Here is a 21,371-nt window from a genome sequence, read left to right on the forward strand (position 1 = left end):
AACGGATCATTATGATCCATGAACATCTCCGTCAGGCTCCATGCTGCTGCAAACCTCTTGCCCGCGAACGACTGCAATGGACCCTAAACGGACAGCAACAATAGGACGGGCTTGCTGTCAGAGCCGGCGTTCATGTCGACAATTCTCGAGAGGCGGGTGGATACCTGGCCCAACGACACGGGCGCTACGCGTTGCGGTCCGCGTTCCCGTGCACTCCATTTGCTTAAATTGGGAACTGTCTGAACGGTCGACAGACTCCCGAGTGGAGGTTTGACTTCGCGAACCGCTTTAAGTGCCAGAGACTGAAACAAGAATTACCCTACGTAAAATTTTATTGACCCGAGGCTCGGATTGTCATATTGAATTCTGAATTCAGAATTCAATATCGGACCTCTGTCATGACCCTGATCCAGACAAAGCCCAGCCTTGCACAGCAGGTCTATGAAGCAATCGCCGACGAGATCTACAACGGTGTTCTACAGGCGGGTGCCCACCTGGTTCAGGAACAACTGGCGGAGCGGTTCGGCGTGTCGCGGCAACCCGTTCAGCAGGCCATGGCGCTTTTGAAGGCCGACGGCATGGTCATGGAGATTGGACGCAGGGGGCTGCAGGTCATTCCGCTGGACCTCGATCTGATGCGTCACCACTACGAAATCCGGGCCGTCCTGGACGGGCTGGCCGCGCGCTTGGCTGCACAACGCGCGAGAACGGACGATGCAGTTGCCAGCTTCTTTGACGAGCGCGGCCGCCAGATCATCCGCGAAGGCAGGGCCGTGGGCAGCGGAGGCGCGGTCGGCGACCAGGTTCGCCATGATCTCACCTTTCACCAACTCATCTACAAGGGTTCCGGCAATCCGTTGGTCTCCGACACCGTGGAGCCGCATTGGCGGTTCTTGCGCCGTGCCATGGGGGAAGTTCTGCGCCATGCGGAACTTCCCCACGAAATTTGGCGGCAACATGAAGACATTCTGGAAAGGATCGTTGCTGGCGATCCGGTACAGGCGGAAGCGCTGTCGATCGACCACGCCCTTCGCGCAGCCGAAACGCTGCAAGCTGCGCTTGCCGGGCAGACCGGCGGTGCCGCTTCCGAGAAATCGTAAGGTTGACCCTCAAGCTGGACTTGGCCATGACCCCATTGTTGACACCAGGACAAATGCTATCTGCCCACGCCCGGATTCAGCCAGGGCAGATCGGTGCCCGCGATCTTGAGAGGGCTTTGACATTCAGTCAGTGGAACGAGCGCGCATGCCGGCTGGCGAATGGGCTCACCGGGCTTGGCCTCGCAAAGGGCGACCGTATCGCCGTGCTGGCCTATAACCGTGTTGAATGGGCGGAGATTTACACCGCCGTTGCCAAGGCCGGACTGGTGGCGGTGCCAATCAACTTCCGCCTGACCGCGGCAGAGGCACAATTTATCTGCGAGGACTGCGGCGTTTCGGCCATTCTTGCAGAAGAGCCGTTTGTCGGTTTGGTCGAGGTGATGCAAAGCAGGCTCAGCGTGCCGTCCGACCGCTACATACACTTCGGCGGTCCGCCGCCCGCGGGCTGGCGCTCCTACGAGGTGTTGATCAACTCGGCTTCGGAAGCCGAACCGGAGGTCGAAGTCACCGGCGATGACCCCTGGTGCCTGATGTACACATCTGGCACGACCGGCAAGCCGAAGGGGGCGATCCGGGGGCACCATGGCATGGCCATGCTTGCACTCATGACCCAGGTCGAACTAAGCCTTTCGCGCAAGGACGATGCACTTTTGGTGATGCCCATGTGCCACGCCAATTCGCTCAATTTTTTCACCGCCTTTCTTTCCATCGGCGCGACGGTGACGGTGTTTTCGCGTCCGAATTTCGATGCTGCTTTGTGCCTGCGCACCATCGGCGGCCTCGGCATAACCTTCACTTCCCTGGTACCGACCCACTACGCCATGATGCTCGACGTTCCGCCGCATGAGCGCGGTGACGCGAACTTTGAAAGTGTCCAGAAGCTGATGATATCTTCGGCGCCGGCGCGTGTTGAAACCAAGCGCGCGGTGATGGAGATGTTCCCGAATTCCGGGCTTTACGAACTCTATGGTTCGACCGAAGCCGGTTGGGTGACCATGATCCATCCGCACGAACAGTTTGACCATCTCGGCACCGTCGGCCGGGAAGTGGTCGGCTCCGCGGCGATCAAGCTTCTCGACGACAATGGCAACGAGGTTCCGGACGGGCAGCCGGGGGAGCTCTATTCCTGCGGCCCTTATGCCTTCGATGGCTACTGGAACCTGCCGGACAAGACCGGGGAAGCTTTCCGGGGTGACTATCTTTCGGTTGGCGACATGGCCGTACGCGACGCCGATGGCTTCATCCGGCTGATCGACCGCAAGAAAAACATGATCATCACCGGCGGAGAGAACGTCTACCCCTCGGAAGTGGAAAGCGTCCTTTCTGGCCATCCCGATGTGAAGGACGTCGCCGTGGTCGGTTGCCCGGACGACAAATGGGGAGAAAGCGTCACCGCTGCCGTGGTTCTTCGGGAAGGGGCAAACATCACCGCTGACGCGCTGATCGCCTGGACCAGGAATCAACTCGCCGGCTACAAGCGGCCGCGCAAAGTTGTCTTCCTGGCCCAAGACGAAATGCCGAGAAACACCACCGGCAAGATTCTCCACCGCGTCCTGCGCGACATGGTCGCCGACCGCGCGCAAATCCAATGAACGCATCATTCAAGCCAGGGAGGCATCAATGATCGACCGACAGGACCTCAACCGCGACGAGGAGAGCGTTGCCGCGTGGATTGCCCTTGTGCTCGAAAGGCGCGGCATCAAGCGGGTGTTCGGCCTGCAGGGCGGGCATATCCAGCCGATCTGGGATCACCTCGGACGTCGTGGCATCGAGATTGTAGATGTTCGCGACGAAGGCGCCGCGGTCCATATGGCTCATGCGCACGCGGAACTTACCGGCGAACTGGGAGTTGCCATGGCAACGGCCGGGCCAGGCGTCACCAACTGCGTCACCGGTATGGCAAACGCTTCGCTGGCACGGGCGCCGGTGCTCCTGATCGGCGGGTGCACATCCCGCCCGCAGGCCAATATGGGGCCGCTCCAGGACATCCCGCATGTCGATATCCTGAAGCCTGTGACACGATACGCGCGGACCGCGCGCGTTCCGGAGCAGGCCTTGCGCGAACTGGACGAGGCGATCGCGCGCGCGCTCGGTTCATTTGGTGAGCCGGGTCCTTCCTATATCGAATTCCCAACCGATGTGCTGCGCACGCACCTCAATGCCGGCCTGCTGGTCGACGACTGGATCGAACCGCAGCCGCCACGCCGGATTCCGCCTGCGCCGGACCAACTTGACGCGGCGGTCGAGGCAATCAGAACGGCGCGTCGCCCGCTCGTTGTTTCCGGACGTGGCGCGCGAAACGCCGGCCCGGCTCTCCTTCGCTTTCTGGAGGCTGTCGATGCACTCTATCTCGACACACAGGAAAGCCGGGGTCTCATTCCCCAGGGGCACCCTTCGGTGGTCGGTGCGGTGCGGGCGGCAGCCATGGCGGAAGCCGATCTTGTCATCACTCTTGGCAGAAAGCTCGATTACCAGCTCGGTTTCGGTTCGCCGGCCGTCTTTTCCGATGCACGGTTCCTGCGCATTGCCGACAACGACGGCGAACTCCTCGACAACCGGCGGGGCTCGCCCGAATTGCTTGCCTCGGTCGATCTTGCGCTCGACGCGCTGACCGATGCGCTTGGCAACGATGCCGGCGAGCGGGACGCAAACTGGCTCGAACGTCTTCGAACCCAGCAGCGCGAGCGTATCTCCAAAGGCGAGCAAAAAGCGGCACCCAGCCTGGGCTCCGACGGCAAGATCCACCCGCTTGCGATTTTCCAGGCGCTCAAGGAGGTGGTGTCGTCTGATTACATTGCCATTGCCGATGGAGGCGATCTGCTCAGCTTCGCCCGGATCGGTCTCACTGCGTCGACTTACCTGGACGCTGGTGCATTCGGTTGCCTGGGAGTTGGCGTTCCCTTTGCCGTGGCGGCGGCGCTGGCCAATCCAGGACGCCAGGTGATTTCGGTCAATGGCGATGGCGCTTACGGTATCAACGCAATGGAAATCGATACCGCCGTCCGGCATGGCGCCAAGGCAGTGTTTATCGTTTCAAACAATGCCGCATGGAATATCGAGCGCTATGACCAGGACGCCAATTATGGAGGACGGGTCATCGGGACGGTTCTGCGTCATTCCGATTATGCTGCAATGGCGCAAGCCCTCGGTGCCTATGGCGAACGGGTGGAAAACCCGGACGATCTCGCCGGTGCCATCCGCCGAGGCCTCGAAAACGCGCCTGCAGTCATTGATGTTGTGACATCACAGGACGCCATTTCTTCGGATGCAAAAAAGGGATTGGGCTTTGTCCCGGACTACCAGGCACTGACAGCCTGGGACGATGCCGAGCGCAAGCGTCGTGAAGCCGTTTGACCGGAACCGGTGCCATGCCGGGCATTCCGGACAGTGCCAAGCGAAGCATAGGGAAGCCGATGGACATTAGACTTGATGGGAAACGCGCGCTGGTCACAGGTGCCTCGAGCGGCCTGGGAGTGCATTTCGCAGCCGTCCTGGCAGAGGCCGGTGCACATGTGACATTGGCCGCACGGCGGATCGAGCGGGTCCAGGGCGAAGCGGAAGCTTTGCGAAAGCGCGGTTGTTCAGCCGATGCCGCCGCGCTCGATGTTACTTCACCCGAGGGAGTGGCCGGCTTCTTCGAAGCTGCACCAGCCTTTGACATTCTGATCAACAACGCCGGGATCAGCGGTTCCGGTGCCGCGATCGACATGCCGCTTGAAGAGTTCCAGTCGGTCCTCGACACCAACCTGACCGGCGCCTTTGCCGTTGCGCAGGCTGCTGCGCGTGCCATGAAAGCGTCAGGTGGCGGCAGCATCGTCAACATCGCTTCCATCCTCGGCATCCGTGTCTCCGGGCATGTGTCCGCCTATTGCGCGTCCAAGGCAGCGCTTGTGCAACTGACCAAGGCGCTGGCGCTGGAGTGGGCGCGCCACGACATTCGGGTGAACGCGCTCTGCCCCGGCTATATAGAAACGCCGATCAATGCGGACTTTTTCGCCAGCGAGCCTGGCAGAGCGCTGATCACCCGCATTCCGCAACGGCGGCTCGGAAAGCCCTCCGATCTGGATCTGCCTTTGCTGCTGTTCGCAAGCGATCAGTCTGCTTACATGACAGGATCCGTTCTTGCCGTCGACGGCGGCCATCTCGTTTCAGGATTGTGAGATCTCATGGATTTTACCATTTCACCGGAAATCGCGGATATCCGTGACCGCATTGCCGCTTTTGTCGAAACGCACCTGCTCCCGCTCGAGAGCGACCCGGCAGCATTCGACCCCCATGAAAACATCGCCCTGGACGTTCTTGAGCAGATGCGTGAGAAAGCGCGAGCCGAGGGGCTCTGGTGTGTACAGCTGAAGCGCGAAACCGGGGGGCTCGGACTTGGCAAGGTCGGCATGGCGGTATGCTACGAGGCCATGAACCGCTCGATCTTTGGCCCGGTGACCTTCAATTCTTCCGCTCCCGATGACGGCAACATGTTGTTGCTGGAGGCTATCGGCACGGAAGACCAGAAGGCGCGCTGGCTGAAGCCCGTCGTCGAAGGCAAGGTGCGCTCCGCCTTCGTCATGACAGAGCCGCACCCGGGTGCAGGCTCGGACCCGGGCATGATGCAGACGAGGGCCGTGAAGGACGGTGATGCCTATATCGTCAGCGGTCGCAAGTGGTTCATCACCGGCGCGGAGGATGCCGCGCATTTTATTCTCGTGGCGCGCACATCCGATGACGAGCGGCGCGGCCACACGGCCTTCCTGTTCCACCGGGATGATCCGGGCTGGGAGATCGTGCGCCGCATTCCCATCATGGGACCAGAGGAGCATGGCGGACACTGCGAATTGCGTTTCGACGGTCTGCGCATACCCGCGGAGAACGTGCTGCTGGAAGAAGGCCGCGGCATGAAGGTGACGCAGACCCGGCTCGGTCCGGCCCGCCTCTCCCACTGCATGCGCTGGCTAGGGCTCTCAAAACGCTGTGTCGAGATTGCACACGGATACGCGGATCAGCGGATGGGATTCGGTGTCCGGCTCGCCGACCGGGAAAGCGTTCAACTCATGCTTGGCGAGCTTGCGATGCAGATCGAGATCGGCCGTCTGCTTGTGATGAAGGCCGCCTGGGAGATCGACCGCGGCGGTTTCGCACAGAAAGAGGTGTCCATGGCCAAGATCCATGTAGCCAACCTTCTGCACAAGGCGGCCGATACCGCGATCCAGATCAACGGCGCACGCGGCTATTCCAAGGACACGGTGCTCGAATGGATCTACCGTTATGCCCGACAGGCACGTCTGGTCGACGGCGCCGACGAGGTGCACAAGATGCTGATCAACCGTCATCTGACCAGGGACGGACTGGATTTTTATCGCTGGGAGACGGGAGAATGACAGCGCCGGCCAGCGCAGGAACGACTGAATTCGACAAGGAAAGTCTCCGGAACCATCTCAGGGACAAGCTGGGCCCGGACGGCGGCTTATTCGTCCTCGAGCGTATCGGCGGCGGTCAGTCGAACCCGTCCTTCTTTCTCGACTACGGTGACCGGCGGCTCGTGCTGCGCAAACAACCCGCCGGGCCGATCCTGAAGGGTGCTCACGCGATCGACCGGGAATACAGGGTTCTTGAAGCTCTCTTTCCGACCGGCGTCCCCGTGCCGGAACCGGTTCATTACTGCAGCGACGAAGGAGTGATCGGCACCCCTTTCTACCTGATGAAACGGGTCGAGGGGCGCGTCTTTACCGACACGTCGCTCGCCGAATTGCCGGCCGATCAGCGGCGCGACATCTGGATGGCTGTCGCAACGACAATGGCAGCGATGCACGCACTCCGTCCGGAAACCGTCGGACTCGGTGACTTCGGCAAGCCGGGCAATTATTTCGAGAGGCAGATCAGCCGGTGGGACCGGCAATACCGCCAGTCGGACCTGCAGCCCGTTGCGCCCATCGAACAGCTTCATGACTGGCTCTCCGCCAACCTTCCGGAGGATGATGGACGTGTCGCCCTGTGTCATGGAGATTTCCGGCTCGGCAATCTCATGTTCCATCCGACAGAAGCGCGGGTGGTGGCCGTTCTCGACTGGGAGTTATCCACCCTCGGACATCCTCTCGCCGACCTCGGTTTCTGTTGCATGCCATGGCACACCGCCCCGGATGAATATGGCGGCCTGCTCGGGATCGACCTTGCGGAGATGCGCCTTCCTTCCGAGGGGGAGTTCGTCGCCTGTTACATGAAGGCCGCCCCGGATTCTCCGCCCCTCCTGCCATTCCACAAGGCGTTCGCGCTCTACCGTTTTGCGGTCATTTTTGTCGGAATCGCCGAACGTGCCCGGCTCGGCAACGCATCAGATCCCGAAGCAGCCAGGTTTGCGCCCCTGGCCGAACGATTTGCCATCCGGGCGCTTGAAATCGCGAACAGGGAGCCCCATAAACTCGGCCCTTTTTAGTCCCCGGCTAGCTCCTCATGTTGCTTGCCCAAACGGAGGCATGGGTAACGCTTACCGTTTCCTGGAAGGTGTTGGGCCTTTCCAGCCACAAAAGTCGATAGGCCCGACATCGCCCGCCGATACACGCCGGGAGCAAACTTCAAAAGCACGCCCCCGGACCGTTCGGCAATCACCTGCACTGGCGGAGAAAGTCAGAGATGGCGCTCAGGCCCTCCGGTTGGGGCATGGTCTCAGCTGCTCTCCGGGCCGGGCACCAGGGATAGGGAAGAGCCGAGAGCCAATCCATGACCGGCCGCAGGTTTTCCGGTGCCAGGATTTGCATCACCTCGATTGTTATCTTCAGGTCACTGGCGCGTAGTTTGCCCGTATCCGTGAAAGACCAGTCATAGCGGCCACAGCCGACACGAATGTCGCCGTTGTCCCGACGCGACATTCCGACCAGCCAATTGCAGCTGAATGTCTTGCGGCGGTCCTCAGGTGGCGACGAAAGGCAAAGCGTATAAACGTTCTCCTGCTCCTCGGAGAAACGCCGCACCAGCGTATCAGAGATCGCATCGACGCCGGTTGCCGTCGACGGAAACGAAATCGCATCAGTCTTGACGGCCATTTCCAAACGGGCACCTTCCGCAAACGCCCTGCGCATCAGCCAGGGCCGGTTGCCATCCTTTGCCATGATGTAGGTGGCGACGACGTCGGACACGCCGGTCATGCTGCCCTCCGGTGCGTTGCAGGTGACGAAAAGCAAACCACGCTAACACAACCCGACAAGGGACGTCATTGAGCACCTTTTGCACGATGTCGGCATAGCCCTTTTCAGAAACAACCAGGCAGTCACACGAACAAAAAACAGTCCATACCTCCTGTGATTTACACCCCGACCGGCCTTTCGGAGCTCCAGTATACAACCGCCGAAATGCACTCAAATGGCTGTTTTTTCTTGTCGAATTGGTAACGAAATCCTGCTTCAAGTTAACAACTTAAAGTTTGGAGAAATTTATTATGCACCGCAGTTTTGCAGCACTTTGCGCCCTATTGATTGCAACATCTCCGGCACTGTCCAACTCGCGCTCAACCCCGGAAGACATGCTGCGCCAGATGGCGAGCCGCAATGCTGAAAAGGCGAAGGAACAATTTGTCTCCCAGCTGTTCATGATGGCTCCCACCGGCGAATTGACGCGAGAGATGGCCGAGACGATTGATCTGAGGTTCGAAGCCGAACAGCGTACAAGAACAACGACAACGATCCTGAGGAACGATCTGGACGGAAACGGCGAACTGTCGCGGGAGGAAATCGACCGTGTCCGCACGGTCCTGTCGGGAAACCAGCGCTCACAATTTGAAACCACGGTGCTCAAGGTCGATACCGACAAGGACGGAATGCTTTCGGCAACCGAAATCGCCGCAAGCGGCAAGGAAGCCGTCGCAGAGCTGCGCAAGCGGGGTGGACGCGGCAGACTGCAGGGAACCGCGTTCATGGTGTTCGATGCCGATGGCAACGGCGTTGTCGTCGTCGACGACATCCTCAAGACGATTGACCGCCTCGCCAAAGAGGGTCCCTCGATCACGCAAAAACCCCGATCCAACCGGAATGTGGTTTGCAAGCTGCCCAAGCCTTCACCGCAAGCCCTTCCCGTCTTCGTCGGCGGCTATGAAGGAACGGCCGTCTCCACAGTGGCTGTTGCCGGCCTCGACAACGAAACCAGCTTCGCGACGCTTGAAATCGAGGAAGGCAAGGAACCGCTTTTCATCGTCGCCAACGTCTTTGACGCGATGGTCCTGCGCGTCACGGGCGCGACCGAACGTGTCGAGCGTTTTGTCGGGGGAAGCCGGAAAGGCATGGGTGTCATCGGGCTGCCGGCGAAGGTTGTTGATCTGAAGTCATTGTCCGACTGCAGCTTTCCGACTGCCTACAAGGCAAATACCTCGCAATGGATCAAGACGCGGGCTTTGCTGACCGCAGGCCTTGGTCGGGAGGCCCGCATGGTAGGAAGTTACAAGCTTGGCCAGCTGTACCTTCCGTCGGGCCGCAGTGAAAAGCCTGCAGCTTCGAAAAACGCCGACGGCGGTCTTATCATCCAGAAGGGCAACAAGCGCTTTCGGATGACGGAAAAAGGCTTTGAGGAAATCGTCACCCCGCGGACCTATTCCGCCCTGGAGGCGGACCTGCGCCGTTATTATCCGGACGGGATCGAAAGCGTCTCGCCGGAAGATATCGTGACCAACGGCAAGGCCGAGGCGTATGACGTGTTGCCACAACAGGCAGGACTGGTCCAACTGATGAGGAGCGGTGCCCTGAGCCGGCTGAGCGACGGCGCCTATTCGATCGACAAGCCGATCGCGCGGTTTCCCGCCGGACTGAATGGTGGACATTCGGTGAAGTTCGTTCTGCGGCGCGGCGTACCGATGCCCGAAGGGAAACCCGGACATTCGTCGGTTCTGATCGAAGAGACCGGGGAGTGCCTTGGCTCGCGCTGCTGAAGAAGCGGCGCAGCCAATTGATGCGAACAGACAGGCCAAGGATCTCCGGATAAGACCCAAGACCGGCGCCTTTTTGACGGGGCGCCAAGGGCATCCACGGCGCCGGATTTCCGGCTGCAAGCTGCCATCCGGGCTCGCAGGCCGACGTCGACATCAGGTTTCAGCCCGGAGCCGACACCGATGTGCCGTGCGATCAATGTCCGCTATCGCCATCACATCGGTCGTCATACAGGAAGGCGCCAATGCTCAGGCCCCTCTCCCATAAGAGGCGTCTTTCAGCAATACCGTTCGGGTCCGATCCATTGATCCACCGTGTAACGGTCCCCGTGGGCCCAGCCGACCGGCAGCACGGCTTCGATGCGTTCAAGATCCGTGTCCGTGAGGGTCAGATCCGCCCCCGAGATGCATTCACTCAAGTGCACCACCGACCGGGTTCCCGGGATCGGGATCACATGCGGTCCGCGGGTCAACAGCCAGGCATTTGCCAGCCCAGCCGCGGTCGTGCCCATCTCTGCCGCGAGCTTCCGGAAGCCTTGAGTAATGCGCAGGTTTTCGGAAAGGTTCGGTTCCATGAAGCGCGGGTTGGTCGCAAGGAACGGCACATCCGGGATCCGTTCGCGCGGTATCGGGTTGTCCGTCAGGAGCGAGCGCCCCACGGGCGAGAAGGCCACCATGGCGACACCCAGCTCGGCACAGGCCTGCACCAGTCCAAGATCGGGAAACCGCGTGGCGAGGGAATATTCCGATTGAACGGCGGCGATCGGAAAGGCTTTCATGGCACGCCGCAGAGTTGAGGGTGCAACCTCCGAAAGGCCGATCGCCCGGGCCTTGCCCTTTTCCACCAGCCGGCCAAGATTGGCAGCTGTTTCCTCCGGTGTGAAACGCGGATCGCGGCGATGGGCGTAAAAGAGGTCGACATAGTCCAGGCCGAGTCGCTGCAACGACTTGTCCAGCTCGGCTTCGAGGTGCTCCGCTGAATTATCGAGGAAGCGGTTGCCGTCCGCATCTTTGGTTATGGTCGCCTTTGTCGCGATAATGAACTCGTCCCGCACGCCCGGGTTGGCTTTCAGATAGGTACCGATCGCGTTTTCCGATTTCCCCATGCCATAGATATTGGCCGTATCCAGATGGGTAACGCCAAGATCCCGGAGGGCGTCCAGAATTGCGTGGCTCTCTGCCTCGTTCGTCGGACCGTACATGTCGGAAAAGGACATCGCCCCATACCCGATCGCACTGATTTCCGGCCCGTTGGCGCCCAGCTTGCGTTTTTTCATACTCTCTCCACCCTTTGGACACTCTGGAAGGTCTTTACCACACCAATGTTTCAATCACGAAATACATGGAGATCAGGGATCTCGGCTTTGCGAACAACACATCTGCCAAACACCAAAACAGCCCACTGAGCGAAACTCAGCGGGCCGCATTCGTGTTCAACGCCGGGCTCAGCAGCGCGTAAAGCGTCATGTTGTGGTGGAGCGGCGGCTCGTCGGGCAAAATTTCCTTCAGGTCGCGTGCCTTGATCGGCTTGATATAGGCAATGTCGCCCGTGCCGAGTTCCGAAAGCCCGTCAACCGACATGAATTCGGACGCAAAGGGCAATGAATGAGCGGTTTAGGCCGCAAGACGGGAATTTTGCAGTCAGTGCTTCGTATCGGGTTTAAGCATGCTCCCACAACCGATCTGAGAAAGGCACAGGCAATACCAACCTCAAATGATAGGGACCTATCAATCGAGGTTGGTATTGGGGCCAGGACATGGCTTGGCCCCATTCAGTTTGGTGAAGGCAATATCACGCGGGAACCGTCGGGTATTTCATACCCGCGACCTCTTGCATCATCCGGATCACCTGGGTGCTGTAGCCTGCCTCGTTGTCATACCAGACGTAAAGGACGAGGCGGTTGCCGTCGACGATTGTCGCCTGGCTGTCGACCACACCGGCATGGGTAGATCCGACCAGATCGGATGAGACCAGTTCGGTCGAGGCCGTGTAGTCGATCTGATCCATCAACTCGGATTGTACGGATATCCCGCGCAGGTAATTGTTCATTTCCTCTGCCGTCGTCTCGCGCTTGAGGTTCAGGTTGAGGATGGCCATGGAGACGTTGGGGATCGGCACACGAACCGCGTTGCCGGTCAGCTTGCCCTTCATTTCCGGCAGGCACTTTGCCACGGCGCTTGCCGCGCCCGTGCTCGTCAGCACCATGTTCAGGGGGGCGGAGCGGCCACGGCGATCTCCGCTGTGGTAGTTGTCGATCAGGTTCTGGTCGTTGGTGAAGGCGTGGATGGTTTCCACGTGGCCGTTCTCGATGCCGAACTCGTCGTTGATCACCTTGAGCACCGGCGTGATCGCGTTGGTGGTGCAGGAGGCCGCGCTCAGGATCTCGTCGTCCGCAGTGATGTCGCCATGGTTCACGCCATAGACGATATTCTTGATGCTGCCCTTGCCCGGCGCGGTCAGGATGACCTTCGACGCGCCCGGGCATTTCAGGTGCTGGCCAAGGCCTTCCTCGTCGCGCCAGATGCCTGTGTTGTCGACCACCAGCGCATTGCGGATGCCGTATTTGGTGTAATCGACCTCGGCGGGAGAGTTGGCGTAGATCACCTGAATGGTGTTGCCGTTGGCGATGATCGCTTTCTGCTCTTCGTCAACCGTGATCGATCCGCTGAACGCGCCGTGGACGGAGTCCCGCCGCAGAAGGCTGGAGCGCTTCTTGAGATCACCATCCTTGCCGCCGCGCACTACGATTGCGCGCAGGCGCATTTTGTTGCCGGCGCCGACGCGCTCTATCAGCATGCGGGCGAGGAGACGGCCAATACGTCCGAAACCGTAAAGAACGACGTCTTGCGGCTCTTGCAGAATGGAGGCTTTGCCGGTGTTGATGCTGGCAAGCTGCTCCTCCAGGAAGCTCTTAACATCTCCGCCCTCCGCCATGTAGCGGTGGCACAGCTTGCCGAGGTCGACGCGGGACGCGGCGAGGTCCATCTCGAGCATCGCCTTGACGATTTCGAGACTTTTTGAGACTTCCAGATCCTGCCCGGTAATCTGCAAGGCATAACGGTGTGCCTTGATGATCTCGATTGCGGAGTTGTTTAAAAGCCGCCGTCCAAAAATCCGGATGTTGATGCCGTAATCACGGTAGAGGAGACCAACCAGCGGGATCATCTGCTCGGCGGCGGACTGTTGTTCCTTCCAGTTATCGAAGTGATTATCCATAGCCGCCATGTCCAACAACTCCTTTATGGTCTTTCCAGCGCACTCGGTGGCAAGTCTTCAGGGTCCTGCCCTTGCCTGCGCCCGGCTTTTAGCTCTTGTGCAAATGCAATGTCCATAAGCAGTTTGAAGGCTAATCGATTGAAATTTGAGAAGATGTTTTGGGCGGCAATCCAACCACTGGAAACGTCACATGAGGAACCTTTCCGATAACCGGAAATCAACGCGGAGAGACTTGGCCTGATCACAAAAAATGCAGGGCAGATCCCGGCAATTCGCGGACACCAGCGGGTGTGGCTGTTGAAGTCAGCCTTAGGCTCCGAGCAGACATGCGTTCAAATGGCAACAAACGACCGCTTCCCGTCCTCTTTAGACCCTGGCCCAACTTGCAACACCGGCAGGTTTCAAGACCGGCTCGAGAGCTGGAGAATGACTGACCTGGGACGCAAAGCTGCCGTAAGTCCCAAGCTGGAGAATGAAAGCAATGAGTATGGAAGCTGCCATTTGCGTCACCTGCGGTGGCCATCCGCTCCGGGCTCCAAGCTGAGTTCCCTCAGCCGCGGACTGCCGCACTGTTCTTTACATACATGTCAATCACCTCCCAGAAGTGACCGCGAATATGGCTCCGTACAACATCGAGATGCTGCGCGCGGCTGTAACTTGTGCCCGGTTTGCGATACGGGATGAGCGTTATGCCTTCGTTGTAGATGTTGCTCTCGATCGTTCTCTGGGCCTTGCGGAACCGGCGGATCAGTTGTTTTACACTTTGACCTTTGCGATCCAGAACGCCCTGACGGTTGACCTCACGCAGCGTTCCGCGAGGCGGCTGCGGAGGCTCGCCCTGTGCAAGAAGACTTAGGTTGAGTGCAAAACTCTCATGCCAGGCAACCATATGGGCCAGCATATCGACAGCGTTCCAGCGGTGATTGATCATAATGTCAGTGTCGAATTCCGGCACCTGATAGAGCCGGATGAAATTTTCAACCTCCCACCGCTCGGCAGCCAAGAGCCTGTCGATAACTTCCTTGTCGCTCATGGATTGTCTCCCGCTGAAGTTTCCCGACTGTCGCATTCTCGGGAATGACGGGAAAGTCCGCCCTGCTGAACTGGGAAATCTTTAGCCGCGGACGCTGGCTTCATTACACGCCTTTGTACGCGTGAACGACTGACTTTGGGCCGCTAAGCTGCCATTCGCCTCCCCAAAACCCAAAGCGGCCCGCCGAGCAAAAGTCGGCGGGCCACAAATACGTTTCAGCTCCGGCCGATCGGCCGGTGTCTTTTTCGGGGATGCCGCGACACCGCCTTAGTGCAGCGAGGCCATTTCGAGGTCGGCCTCGAAGGCGTTGGCCACGGCCGCTTCGCGGCTGTCGGCAAGCAGGATCGGCGTGCCGTCCGCATTCAGCAGCGCGTAAAGCGTCATGTTGTCGTGGAGCGGCGGCACGTCGGGAAACATTTCCTTCAGGTCGCGCGCCTTGATCGGCTTGATATAGGCGATGTCGCCCGTGCCGAGTTCCGACAGTTCGTCGACCGACATGAACTCGGAGGCCAGGGTCAGGTCAGCCCAGTCAGGGCTTTTGGGGTCATGCATCAGTACTCTCCATCTGTTGGCCGACGAGGGTCATTCGCCGCTGGAGATTTCTATTTTTCTGATCACCCGTTCCGGTTCCGGGCGGGCGAGGTCGATGGACAAGAGCCCATCTTTCAGGTCGGCGCCGAGGATCTCTATGCCCTCGGCCAGGACAAAGGCCCGCTGGAACTGGCGGGCGGCAATGCCGCGATGCAGGTACTGACGCGATTTGTCGTCCACCTGCCGTCCACGGATCACCAGCTGGCTTTCCTCCACGGAGACGTCGAGCTGTTCTCTGGTGAAACCGGCGACCGCAAGGGTGATGCGGATGATATCGCCCTGCCCTTCGGTTTTCGGCAGACGTTCGATGTTATAGGGCGGATAGCCGTCGTTGGCGGCTTTTGAAACGCGATCAAGCACACGCTCGATATCGTCGAACCCGAGCATGAACGGGCTGGAAAACGCTGACATGCGTGACATCCTCAAAGTCCTTGTCGAAGCGACCTTGCGTCCAGACCCTTCTCTAGGCATCCGGACAGGAGCCAACGGGCTCCCTTCACCATTAAATATGGAGCTTCCTTAAAATTGATTCAAGAAGCGCTGATTTTCCCGTCTTGCGCATGTTGAATATTGTGAATTATTCAAAAATCGGAAGACAAAAGCGGGTTCTGTTTCAACACCTTCGCCAGAGACGAGACCGCATGGCGGACAGCCGGTTCGTGGCGTTCGTCCTGGTGCATCACCAGCCAGCGTTCGGTTCGCAGGCTTTCCACGGGTTCCGAAAGGCGCTGGAGGTCCGCATAAGCCTCGCCGACGAACATCGGCAGCAGCATGCGTGCGTGCCCCTTGCGCACCAGCGACAGCGCCAGCGAGGCCTTGTTGACCGTGATGGTGACCTCGTCGCCATGGTTCTCCCGGATCCAGGTGCTGGTCGGGAAATGCGCCTCGTCCTCCACGAGGCCGACCCAACCGGGGTTTTCCCGCGCGGAAACGGATCTTGCCTGATAGACGGCGAAATCGACGTTGCCGACCTTCTGCCCGGCCAGCCATTCCTGGCTGGGACGGCGGTTGCGCACGCCGATATCGATCCGCCGGCGGGCAATGTCGCGCACGCGCGGGTCGGCCAGGAACTCCGGCACCCAATCCGATGCGGACGTCCAGAAACCGCCGATGTTGTCCAGGAGCAGCCGCGTGGTCCATTCGCCCGCCGAAATCCGGATCCGCCGCCGTGCCCGGCCGCTTTCCTGCCAGGCGGCGATCGAGCGGGCGGCCTGATCCATATCCTCCAGATGAAGCATCAGCTCCCGGCCGGCGGTTGTAAGCTGGTAACCGCGCGCCTCGCGCTCCACCAGCCGGACATTAAGATCCCGTTCCAGGGACGCCACGCGCCTTCCGAGCGTCGCCGCGCTGACCCCGGTCTTGTCCGCCGCACCCGCCAGTCCGCCAGCCTTGGCTACGGCCAGAAACAGGCGAAGATCTTCCCAGTCGAAGTTTCGTTTCATTTTTGAAATCACAATTTCAATTAGAAAACATGCAGATAAGAGCTCTTTGTGAGAATAAGTGAAAAACAAACTTCCATACAATCAAAATTGAACAGGAGCTGTGCATGCTCATCCCCTATTCCGTATCTTTTCGGAACGGCCCGTCATCGTCAGGCGCCCCGGCGTGGGACGACCCGATCAGGACGCTTTATCCTCATCACGCGGAATTCTGGCCCCGGCAGGTGCCCGAACATGTGATGCTGGAACAGAAAGCGCGCAAGATCGCAAAGCTCCGCCGGTGGCGTTTTCTCAAAAAACTGCTGCCCGGTTTCCTGACCAGGAAACCGGGACAGCAGGTGTCGGCACACTGCGGGCCGCTCTGCAATTTCGAAAAGCAGCCCGGCACCTTCGGCGCCGCTTAACGCGATGCCTCGCCAAGCAGGCGGCTGCCGTAGGGATTGTCGATGACCATCTTCCAGCTGCCGTCGGGCTGGCGGCGCAGCACCGCAACGGAAAGTCCTTCGCCGGCAACTGCGTTTCCATCAGGGTCCGTCCCGGTCATGGTCCAGGGCGCGATGTGAACCGCAAGGTCACCCTCCACGATCACCTCATGGCCGGAATAGCTGAACTTTGGCGAGACGGACCCGAATTGCCTGAACAGCTCCCGCGCCAGGGCACCGTCCGACACCGGGTTGCCGGGCTCGAAGGCAATGCTCTGGTCCGGCTCGTAGGTTTCCATGACGGCGTCGATGTCGCCCGCCTGGAATGAAGCGGTCATCTTCTGGATGGTTGCCAGAACGGTCTGCTGGTCCGGGGTCATGTGTTTGTTTCCTTCTGCAAGGCTCGGGATTGAAAGGGGCAGGAGAGCCGCGAGGGCGGCGAAGTTTGCGGAAAGTTTGAAAAGGGACATCTGACAGGTCTCCTCGTGATCGGGCAAAGCGGTGCCAGTCCCGCTTGCTGCCAAGCTGGTTGAAGGGGGAGTTGTCTGGCTGATTTTAGCTGCCTCGGCGGCAGTCAGGCGAGCTGTGACAGAATGCCGGTCAGTTGCGCTCTGATGTCCTGCGGACAGCGTTCTTCCGGAACCGCCTGTTGCAGCCTGAAGGCCTTCAGGCTGTCGATGACGGTTCCGATCCGGCTTCTGACTTCGGAATAGCTCTCGTCCGCGCCTTCGGAATTCGGCGTATGTCCGGGCACAATCCGGCCGGCCTTGATTGCGGCCGGCAGGCGGCGCGGGCACAGGCACCTGGCAGATGAACTCGCCAGCCCGCAATGGCGCCCGGTGAAGGCCACCACCTCGCTCCGCGCCCGCGACAGGCGCTTGCGGTAGGCGGCGGGCGCCAGTTCCAGGATTTCCGCGGCTTCGCCATGCTCCAGTTCGAAAATCTCGCCAAGCACATAGGCGAGCCGCAGCTCCATGGTCAGGCACAGGAGCATCGCCATGGTGCAGGAGATCCTGAGTTCGTTCAGAAGCAGGGCATGGTCGGGTGCATCGGGCGGATCGGCGACAAGTCCGGTTTCGAGATCCGCGGCAAAGGCCTCGAAGGTCAGCCCCGGATCCCGGTCCCGGATTTTCTTCGAATGGAGCAGATAGCGGACCGCGACCCGGTAGACCCAGGTGGCAAAGGCGCTTTCGCCCCGGAAGGTCGACAGTTTCGTCAGGACCAGGATCAGGATTTCCTGGGTGGCCTCCCGTGCATCTTCCGGATCGACCAGGATGCGGCGGGACAATTTGTGAACCTGATCCTGAACGCCTTCCAGCACCTCTCCAAGCGCCTTCCTGTCTCCGTCCTGGGCCGCCTTGATCCTGTCCGCCGTCACCGTTATTGCCGTCATGTCATTTTCCGCATTTTTGTTGTCTCACAATGTTAGAGGCAGTGGGAGCAGCATGTGTGACACATTTTTTTCATCACGGCCGTCTTGCGTGCGCCGGAGCGAAACGCCACTCTGCGGCCCCGGTTCCGATTTTGCCCCGCCCGACAAGAGATTTCAGATGACCCGTGACGACTTCGACGCCTTTTGCGCAAAGCTGACCGCGACCACACATGTGGTCCAGTGGGGCAATGCGTCCGTCTGGAAGGTCGGCGGCAAGATCTTCGCCATCTGTTCCGGTTGGGGCGAAGGCGACTTCCCGAGGTTCAGCTTCAAGTGCTCGGACATCTCCTATTCGCTTCTCACCCAGCAGGAAGGCCTGATCCCCGCGCCCTATCTTGCCCGGGCCAAATGGGTGCAGATGGAAAAGGAAGGCGCGCTCTCAGACGACGACCTGAAGGCCTATATCGAGGCGGCCCACAGGATCATTTCCGGCAAATTGACGAAGAAGACACAAAAGGAGCTGGGTCTTGCCGTCTGACGCCTCATCCACCACACCGAGGGGCGCAATGGGCAAATGGCCCTCGCTCGGCCTGCTGCTGGTCGCAGAGATTGCGGGAATGAGCCTCTGGTTCATGTCGGCGGCGATCCTGCCGGATCTGGTCCGCGAATTCGGCATTTCCCCCTTCAGCCAGGCGGCCCTTTCCAGCGCCGTGCAGATCGGTTTTGTCGTCGGCGCGGTCGCCTCCGCGCTTCTGGGACTCGCGGACAGGATTGATCCGCGGCGCTTTTTTGCCTCTTGCGCCATTGCCGCGGCCCTTTTCAATGCAAGCCTTCTGGTGGTGGAACCGGGCGGATTTCTTTCCATATTCGCCCGTTTCGCCACCGGTGCCCTTCTGGCAGGGGTTTATCCGGTCGGCATGAAAATCGCCGTCGGCTGGGGGAAGGCGGATCGCGGCTTTCTGGTCGGCACCCTTGTCGGCGCTCTGACCTTCGGCTCCGCCGCACCCCATCTGCTGGCGCTACTCGGCGGCACCGACTGGCGCTGGAGCCTCTCCGTCGCCTCTGCCGCTTCCGCAACTGGCGGCATCCTCTGCCTCTTCACCGCGCTCGGCCCCTTTCATGCGAAAGCCCCGCGGATGCGGATCGGCGCCGTGCTGACCGCCTGGACCGACCGCAAGATCCGCTTCGCCTATGCCGGATACCTTGGCCACATGTGGGAGCTCTATGCCATGTGGGCCTGGATCGGCGTTGCGCTTGCCGCTTCCTTCTCGGCTCATATGGCCCCGGAAGCCGCCCTGCCGCTTTCGCGCCTTGTTGCGTTTCTGGCGATTGCCGCGGGGGGCGCGGCCTGCATCGTCGCGGGTCTTGTCGCCGACCGGGTCGGCAAGGCCAATATCGCCATTCTGGCCATGGTGGTCAGCGGCAGCGCCGCCCTGGCCTCGGCACTGGCCTTCGGCGGTCCGGTGTGGCTGACAATCCTCTGCGTTCTGGTCTGGGGCGCGGCAATCCTGCCGGATTCGGCGCAGTTTTCCGCTCTCGTGGCCGATTACGCACCGCCGGATCAGGCCGGCAGCCTGATGACGTTCCAGACCGCCCTCGGCTTTGCGCTGACCTTCTTCACCGTGCAGCTGACACCGCTTGGCGCGGAGCTGATCGGCTGGCCGGGCGTGTTTGCGATCATGGCCATCGGTCCGGCGCTCGGGATCGCGGGGATGTTGCGGCTGAAGCGGATCAGTTGATCCTCGGCTCTTCCGGCATCACCAGCTCGAATTCCGAAAAGCCGAAGTCCTGCCCGTTGACCCTGAGGCTCACGGCCTGCGTGCCGCCGTAATAGACCCGCGTCGTGATCGGCCGGATCGGGTGGCTACGCATGAGCGACAGCCTTTCACCCGGCGCCAGCGTTGCCCTGGTCCATTTGAAGACCTTGGGCGCCAGCGTGCCATTGGCCTTCTTGAAATGGACCAGATAGTCGAGCACCAGCTCCTGCGGATTCCTGCCGGTTGAGACGATCTCGATCTCGAAGCCGGCGGCATCGCCGTATGTGACTTTCGGCGTCGTGATCCTCGGCCCTGCCACCCGGATTTCAGGTGGATTAAGCCCGAAGGCCGCGAGCGTCGCCGCATGTCCCTGCTTGATCAGCGAACGGCAGGCATGACGGACCAGCTTTTGCCGGTTCTTGTCGGCCTGCCGAAGCCAGCTGGCGGCGATGTCCGCCACCAGATCGGGATGATCCTTGGCAATGTCATTGAGGTGATTGGCGACCGAGCGGCGGACATAGTCTTCCGGATCGTCCCTCAACGTTTCCAGAAGCGGCAGCGTCGGTGACGGATCCTCCACCAACCGCTGCAGCCGCATGCCCCAGGGCAGGCGCGGCCTTGTGCCTTCCGACACCAGCCGGCGCACATGCACGCTTTCGTCCCGGACCCAGGGCGCCATGATCGCCAGCGCCTTTTCCTGGTCCTTGTTCAGAAAAGGCCGGACATCGAATTCCGCTGTCGCCCGCTTGGTCATTTCCTTCAAAAGCGCGAAAGACCGGCCGTAGTCTTCCAGCCCGCAGTCCGCAACGACCATGCCGAGCGGCATCATGCCCCAGCCGCGAATGCCGTGTTCGTCACTGCCCCGGTCGAAGGCAACTTCCGTCATCGGATGAAGAACGGACTGGAGGATCGCAAAACGCTCACCGAGATCCTTGGGCAGATGCCTGTCAATCACATCCGCGATCAGCCTTGCGCGCTGCTTGAGTTCCAGCGCCTCGAGACCGGACAGGATTTCACTTTCAAAACCGGTCCGGTCGAAGCCGCCGCACCGCCGCTCGAAGTGACCGGCGATACAACGCACGAGATCGGGCGAAATCTTGTTCTTGAACGGTTCCACGCAGCGGCTCCTGTTTTGGTTTCCGCATGGTGTGCCAGAGGGTTGGCAGGAGATCCAGACACCTCCTGCCATCTTCCTGACAAGTACCGTCAGGAGAGGCATCCTGTTTTACCCTCCACGGTCATCCCCGACTGGATCGGGGATCCACTTTCTTCCAGTGCCTTGCAGTTTCAACTCACCACTGACAGCAAGGAATGCGCCCGATCTGGAAGGACCGAACGTGTGGAAGGTTGGATTGGATCCCCGATCAAGTCGGGGATGACTTCAAGAGAGAATACGGACCAAGCTGGCGCAAATTCGGCAGAGCATCGTTTGGCGGCTTGACTGTTCGATGCAGCATAAAAAAGCCACCCCGGTTGCCCGGGGTGGCTGGATCGGGTCCGACGGCCCTCGTTACACCGCTATTCCCGACTTTCAAGAGATC

Annotated in this window: 21 protein-coding genes; 10 read left to right on the plus strand and 11 right to left on the minus strand. The window is 60.2% G+C overall.

The window, feature by feature from the left end; all coding sequences use genetic code 11:
• The first annotated feature begins 398 nt into the window (after positions 1–398).
• From ACQY7U_RS00300 to ACQY7U_RS00325, 6 genes are read left to right on the plus strand one after another with little or no spacing between them, the layout of a single operon-like run.
• On the plus strand, positions 399–1,100 hold the full coding sequence (locus ACQY7U_RS00300; protein ID WP_428640842.1) for a GntR family transcriptional regulator: 702 nt from the start codon (positions 399–401) through the stop codon (positions 1,098–1,100).
• Positions 1,101–1,153: 53 nt separating this feature from the next.
• Entirely contained in the window at positions 1,154–2,692 is a 1,539-nt protein-coding gene (locus ACQY7U_RS00305) for a class I adenylate-forming enzyme family protein (RefSeq protein WP_428640879.1), read from the plus strand.
• Positions 2,693–2,720: 28 nt separating this feature from the next.
• Positions 2,721–4,454, plus strand: a complete 1,734-nt coding sequence (locus tag ACQY7U_RS00310) for a thiamine pyrophosphate-binding protein (protein WP_428640844.1) — start codon at positions 2,721–2,723, stop codon at positions 4,452–4,454.
• A 59-nt stretch (positions 4,455–4,513) separates the two neighbouring features.
• Positions 4,514–5,260, plus strand: a complete 747-nt coding sequence (locus tag ACQY7U_RS00315) for an SDR family NAD(P)-dependent oxidoreductase (RefSeq protein WP_428640846.1) — start codon at positions 4,514–4,516, stop codon at positions 5,258–5,260.
• A 6-nt stretch (positions 5,261–5,266) separates the two neighbouring features.
• On the plus strand, positions 5,267–6,472 hold the full coding sequence (locus ACQY7U_RS00320; protein WP_428640848.1) for an acyl-CoA dehydrogenase family protein: 1,206 nt from the start codon (positions 5,267–5,269) through the stop codon (positions 6,470–6,472).
• Positions 6,469–7,524 (plus strand): phosphotransferase family protein, encoded by a 1,056-nt coding sequence (locus ACQY7U_RS00325; RefSeq protein WP_428640850.1) that lies wholly within the window; start codon positions 6,469–6,471, stop codon positions 7,522–7,524. Before ACQY7U_RS00320 ends, ACQY7U_RS00325 begins: the two co-directional genes overlap by 4 nt.
• A gap of 169 nt (positions 7,525–7,693) precedes the next feature.
• Here the strand turns inward: ACQY7U_RS00325 and ACQY7U_RS00330 are convergent, their stop codons facing one another.
• Complete coding sequence (locus tag ACQY7U_RS00330) at positions 7,694–8,233, minus strand: hypothetical protein (RefSeq protein ID WP_428640852.1); 540 nt, start codon at positions 8,231–8,233, stop codon at positions 7,694–7,696.
• A gap of 290 nt (positions 8,234–8,523) precedes the next feature.
• Between ACQY7U_RS00330 and ACQY7U_RS00335 the strand changes: the two genes are divergently transcribed.
• A complete protein-coding gene (locus ACQY7U_RS00335) occupies positions 8,524–10,002 on the plus strand; it encodes a hypothetical protein (protein WP_428640854.1) in 1,479 nt (492 codons plus the stop codon).
• Between the two features lie 275 nt (positions 10,003–10,277).
• Here the strand turns inward: ACQY7U_RS00335 and ACQY7U_RS00340 are convergent, their stop codons facing one another.
• The 7 genes from ACQY7U_RS00340 to ACQY7U_RS00370 form a co-directional block, all read right to left on the minus strand.
• Positions 10,278–11,276 carry an aldo/keto reductase gene (locus tag ACQY7U_RS00340; RefSeq protein WP_428640856.1) on the minus strand — a complete coding sequence of 333 codons (999 nt, stop codon included), beginning with the start codon at positions 11,274–11,276 and terminating at the stop codon, positions 10,278–10,280.
• A gap of 136 nt (positions 11,277–11,412) precedes the next feature.
• Complete coding sequence (locus ACQY7U_RS00345) at positions 11,413–11,580, minus strand: DUF1150 family protein (RefSeq protein WP_428640857.1); 168 nt, start codon at positions 11,578–11,580, stop codon at positions 11,413–11,415.
• A gap of 211 nt (positions 11,581–11,791) precedes the next feature.
• Positions 11,792–13,225, minus strand: a complete 1,434-nt coding sequence (locus ACQY7U_RS00350; RefSeq protein ID WP_428640859.1) for a glyceraldehyde-3-phosphate dehydrogenase — start codon at positions 13,223–13,225, stop codon at positions 11,792–11,794.
• 541 nt (positions 13,226–13,766) lie between these two features.
• The gene (locus ACQY7U_RS00355) at positions 13,767–14,249 is read right to left on the minus strand and encodes a hypothetical protein (protein WP_428640860.1); all 483 of its coding nucleotides are present in this window, start codon (positions 14,247–14,249) and stop codon (positions 13,767–13,769) included.
• 267 nt (positions 14,250–14,516) lie between these two features.
• Positions 14,517–14,801 (minus strand): DUF1150 family protein, encoded by a 285-nt coding sequence (locus ACQY7U_RS00360; protein WP_428640862.1) that lies wholly within the window; start codon positions 14,799–14,801, stop codon positions 14,517–14,519.
• Positions 14,802–14,831: 30 nt separating this feature from the next.
• Positions 14,832–15,260, minus strand: coding sequence for an Hsp20 family protein (locus tag ACQY7U_RS00365; protein ID WP_428640864.1), 429 nt, complete (start codon positions 15,258–15,260; stop codon positions 14,832–14,834).
• A 161-nt stretch (positions 15,261–15,421) separates the two neighbouring features.
• The gene (locus tag ACQY7U_RS00370; protein WP_428640866.1) at positions 15,422–16,282 is read right to left on the minus strand and encodes a LysR family transcriptional regulator; all 861 of its coding nucleotides are present in this window, start codon (positions 16,280–16,282) and stop codon (positions 15,422–15,424) included.
• Positions 16,283–16,386: 104 nt separating this feature from the next.
• Here ACQY7U_RS00370 and ACQY7U_RS00375 point away from each other — a divergent pair, with 104 nt between their 5' ends.
• On the plus strand, positions 16,387–16,683 hold the full coding sequence (locus ACQY7U_RS00375; protein WP_428640868.1) for a hypothetical protein: 297 nt from the start codon (positions 16,387–16,389) through the stop codon (positions 16,681–16,683).
• Here ACQY7U_RS00375 and ACQY7U_RS00380 read toward each other — a convergent pair.
• Entirely contained in the window at positions 16,680–17,171 is a 492-nt protein-coding gene (locus ACQY7U_RS00380) for a YybH family protein (RefSeq protein ID WP_428640869.1), read from the minus strand. The genes ACQY7U_RS00375 and ACQY7U_RS00380 overlap by 4 nt on opposite strands.
• Before the next feature lie 104 nt (positions 17,172–17,275).
• Positions 17,276–18,094 (minus strand): RNA polymerase sigma factor, encoded by an 819-nt coding sequence (locus ACQY7U_RS00385; protein WP_428640871.1) that lies wholly within the window; start codon positions 18,092–18,094, stop codon positions 17,276–17,278.
• 157 nt (positions 18,095–18,251) lie between these two features.
• On the opposite strand from ACQY7U_RS00385, the gene ACQY7U_RS00390 reads away from it, so the two are divergent.
• Together ACQY7U_RS00390 and ACQY7U_RS00395 are read left to right on the plus strand one after the other, a co-directional pair.
• A complete protein-coding gene (locus tag ACQY7U_RS00390) occupies positions 18,252–18,611 on the plus strand; it encodes an MmcQ/YjbR family DNA-binding protein (protein ID WP_428640873.1) in 360 nt (119 codons plus the stop codon).
• A complete protein-coding gene (locus ACQY7U_RS00395; RefSeq protein WP_428640875.1) occupies positions 18,601–19,812 on the plus strand; it encodes an MFS transporter in 1,212 nt (403 codons plus the stop codon). Before ACQY7U_RS00390 ends, ACQY7U_RS00395 begins: the two co-directional genes overlap by 11 nt.
• Here the strand turns inward: ACQY7U_RS00395 and ACQY7U_RS00400 are convergent.
• The gene (locus tag ACQY7U_RS00400; protein ID WP_428640877.1) at positions 19,805–20,947 is read right to left on the minus strand and encodes a DNA alkylation repair protein; all 1,143 of its coding nucleotides are present in this window, start codon (positions 20,945–20,947) and stop codon (positions 19,805–19,807) included. The two genes, ACQY7U_RS00395 and ACQY7U_RS00400, sit on opposite strands and share 8 nt — an antisense overlap.
• Between the last annotated feature and the right edge of the window lie 424 nt (positions 20,948–21,371).

It is taken from the genome of Roseibium sp., from assembly GCF_050301095.1.
Classification (GTDB): Bacteria; Pseudomonadota; Alphaproteobacteria; order Rhizobiales; family Stappiaceae; genus Roseibium.

What these genes read in the sequence shown, in the direction of transcription:
- ACQY7U_RS00350 (WP_428640859.1), bottom strand. Translation starts at nt 13,225, where the DNA reads ATGGCGGCTATGGATAATCACTTCGATAACTGGAAGGAACAACAGTCC.
- ACQY7U_RS00310 (WP_428640844.1), top strand. Translation starts at nt 2,721, where the DNA reads ATGATCGACCGACAGGACCTCAACCGCGACGAGGAGAGCGTTGCCGCG.
- ACQY7U_RS00305 (WP_428640879.1), top strand. Translation starts at nt 1,154, where the DNA reads ATGCTATCTGCCCACGCCCGGATTCAGCCAGGGCAGATCGGTGCCCGC.
- ACQY7U_RS00300 (WP_428640842.1), top strand. Translation starts at nt 399, where the DNA reads ATGACCCTGATCCAGACAAAGCCCAGCCTTGCACAGCAGGTCTATGAA.
- ACQY7U_RS00355 (WP_428640860.1), bottom strand. Translation starts at nt 14,249, where the DNA reads ATGAGCGACAAGGAAGTTATCGACAGGCTCTTGGCTGCCGAGCGGTGG.
- ACQY7U_RS00325 (WP_428640850.1), top strand. Translation starts at nt 6,469, where the DNA reads ATGACAGCGCCGGCCAGCGCAGGAACGACTGAATTCGACAAGGAAAGT.
- ACQY7U_RS00365 (WP_428640864.1), bottom strand. Translation starts at nt 15,260, where the DNA reads ATGTCACGCATGTCAGCGTTTTCCAGCCCGTTCATGCTCGGGTTCGAC.
- ACQY7U_RS00315 (WP_428640846.1), top strand. Translation starts at nt 4,514, where the DNA reads ATGGACATTAGACTTGATGGGAAACGCGCGCTGGTCACAGGTGCCTCG.
- ACQY7U_RS00390 (WP_428640873.1), top strand. Translation starts at nt 18,252, where the DNA reads ATGACCCGTGACGACTTCGACGCCTTTTGCGCAAAGCTGACCGCGACC.
- ACQY7U_RS00385 (WP_428640871.1), bottom strand. Translation starts at nt 18,094, where the DNA reads ATGACGGCAATAACGGTGACGGCGGACAGGATCAAGGCGGCCCAGGAC.
- ACQY7U_RS00370 (WP_428640866.1), bottom strand. Translation starts at nt 16,282, where the DNA reads ATGAAACGAAACTTCGACTGGGAAGATCTTCGCCTGTTTCTGGCCGTA.
- ACQY7U_RS00320 (WP_428640848.1), top strand. Translation starts at nt 5,267, where the DNA reads ATGGATTTTACCATTTCACCGGAAATCGCGGATATCCGTGACCGCATT.
- ACQY7U_RS00360 (WP_428640862.1), bottom strand. Translation starts at nt 14,801, where the DNA reads ATGCATGACCCCAAAAGCCCTGACTGGGCTGACCTGACCCTGGCCTCC.
- ACQY7U_RS00340 (WP_428640856.1), bottom strand. Translation starts at nt 11,276, where the DNA reads ATGAAAAAACGCAAGCTGGGCGCCAACGGGCCGGAAATCAGTGCGATC.
- ACQY7U_RS00345 (WP_428640857.1), bottom strand. Translation starts at nt 11,580, where the DNA reads ATGTCGGTTGACGGGCTTTCGGAACTCGGCACGGGCGACATTGCCTAT.
- ACQY7U_RS00335 (WP_428640854.1), top strand. Translation starts at nt 8,524, where the DNA reads ATGCACCGCAGTTTTGCAGCACTTTGCGCCCTATTGATTGCAACATCT.
- ACQY7U_RS00380 (WP_428640869.1), bottom strand. Translation starts at nt 17,171, where the DNA reads ATGTCCCTTTTCAAACTTTCCGCAAACTTCGCCGCCCTCGCGGCTCTC.
- ACQY7U_RS00375 (WP_428640868.1), top strand. Translation starts at nt 16,387, where the DNA reads ATGCTCATCCCCTATTCCGTATCTTTTCGGAACGGCCCGTCATCGTCA.
- ACQY7U_RS00330 (WP_428640852.1), bottom strand. Translation starts at nt 8,233, where the DNA reads ATGACCGGCGTGTCCGACGTCGTCGCCACCTACATCATGGCAAAGGAT.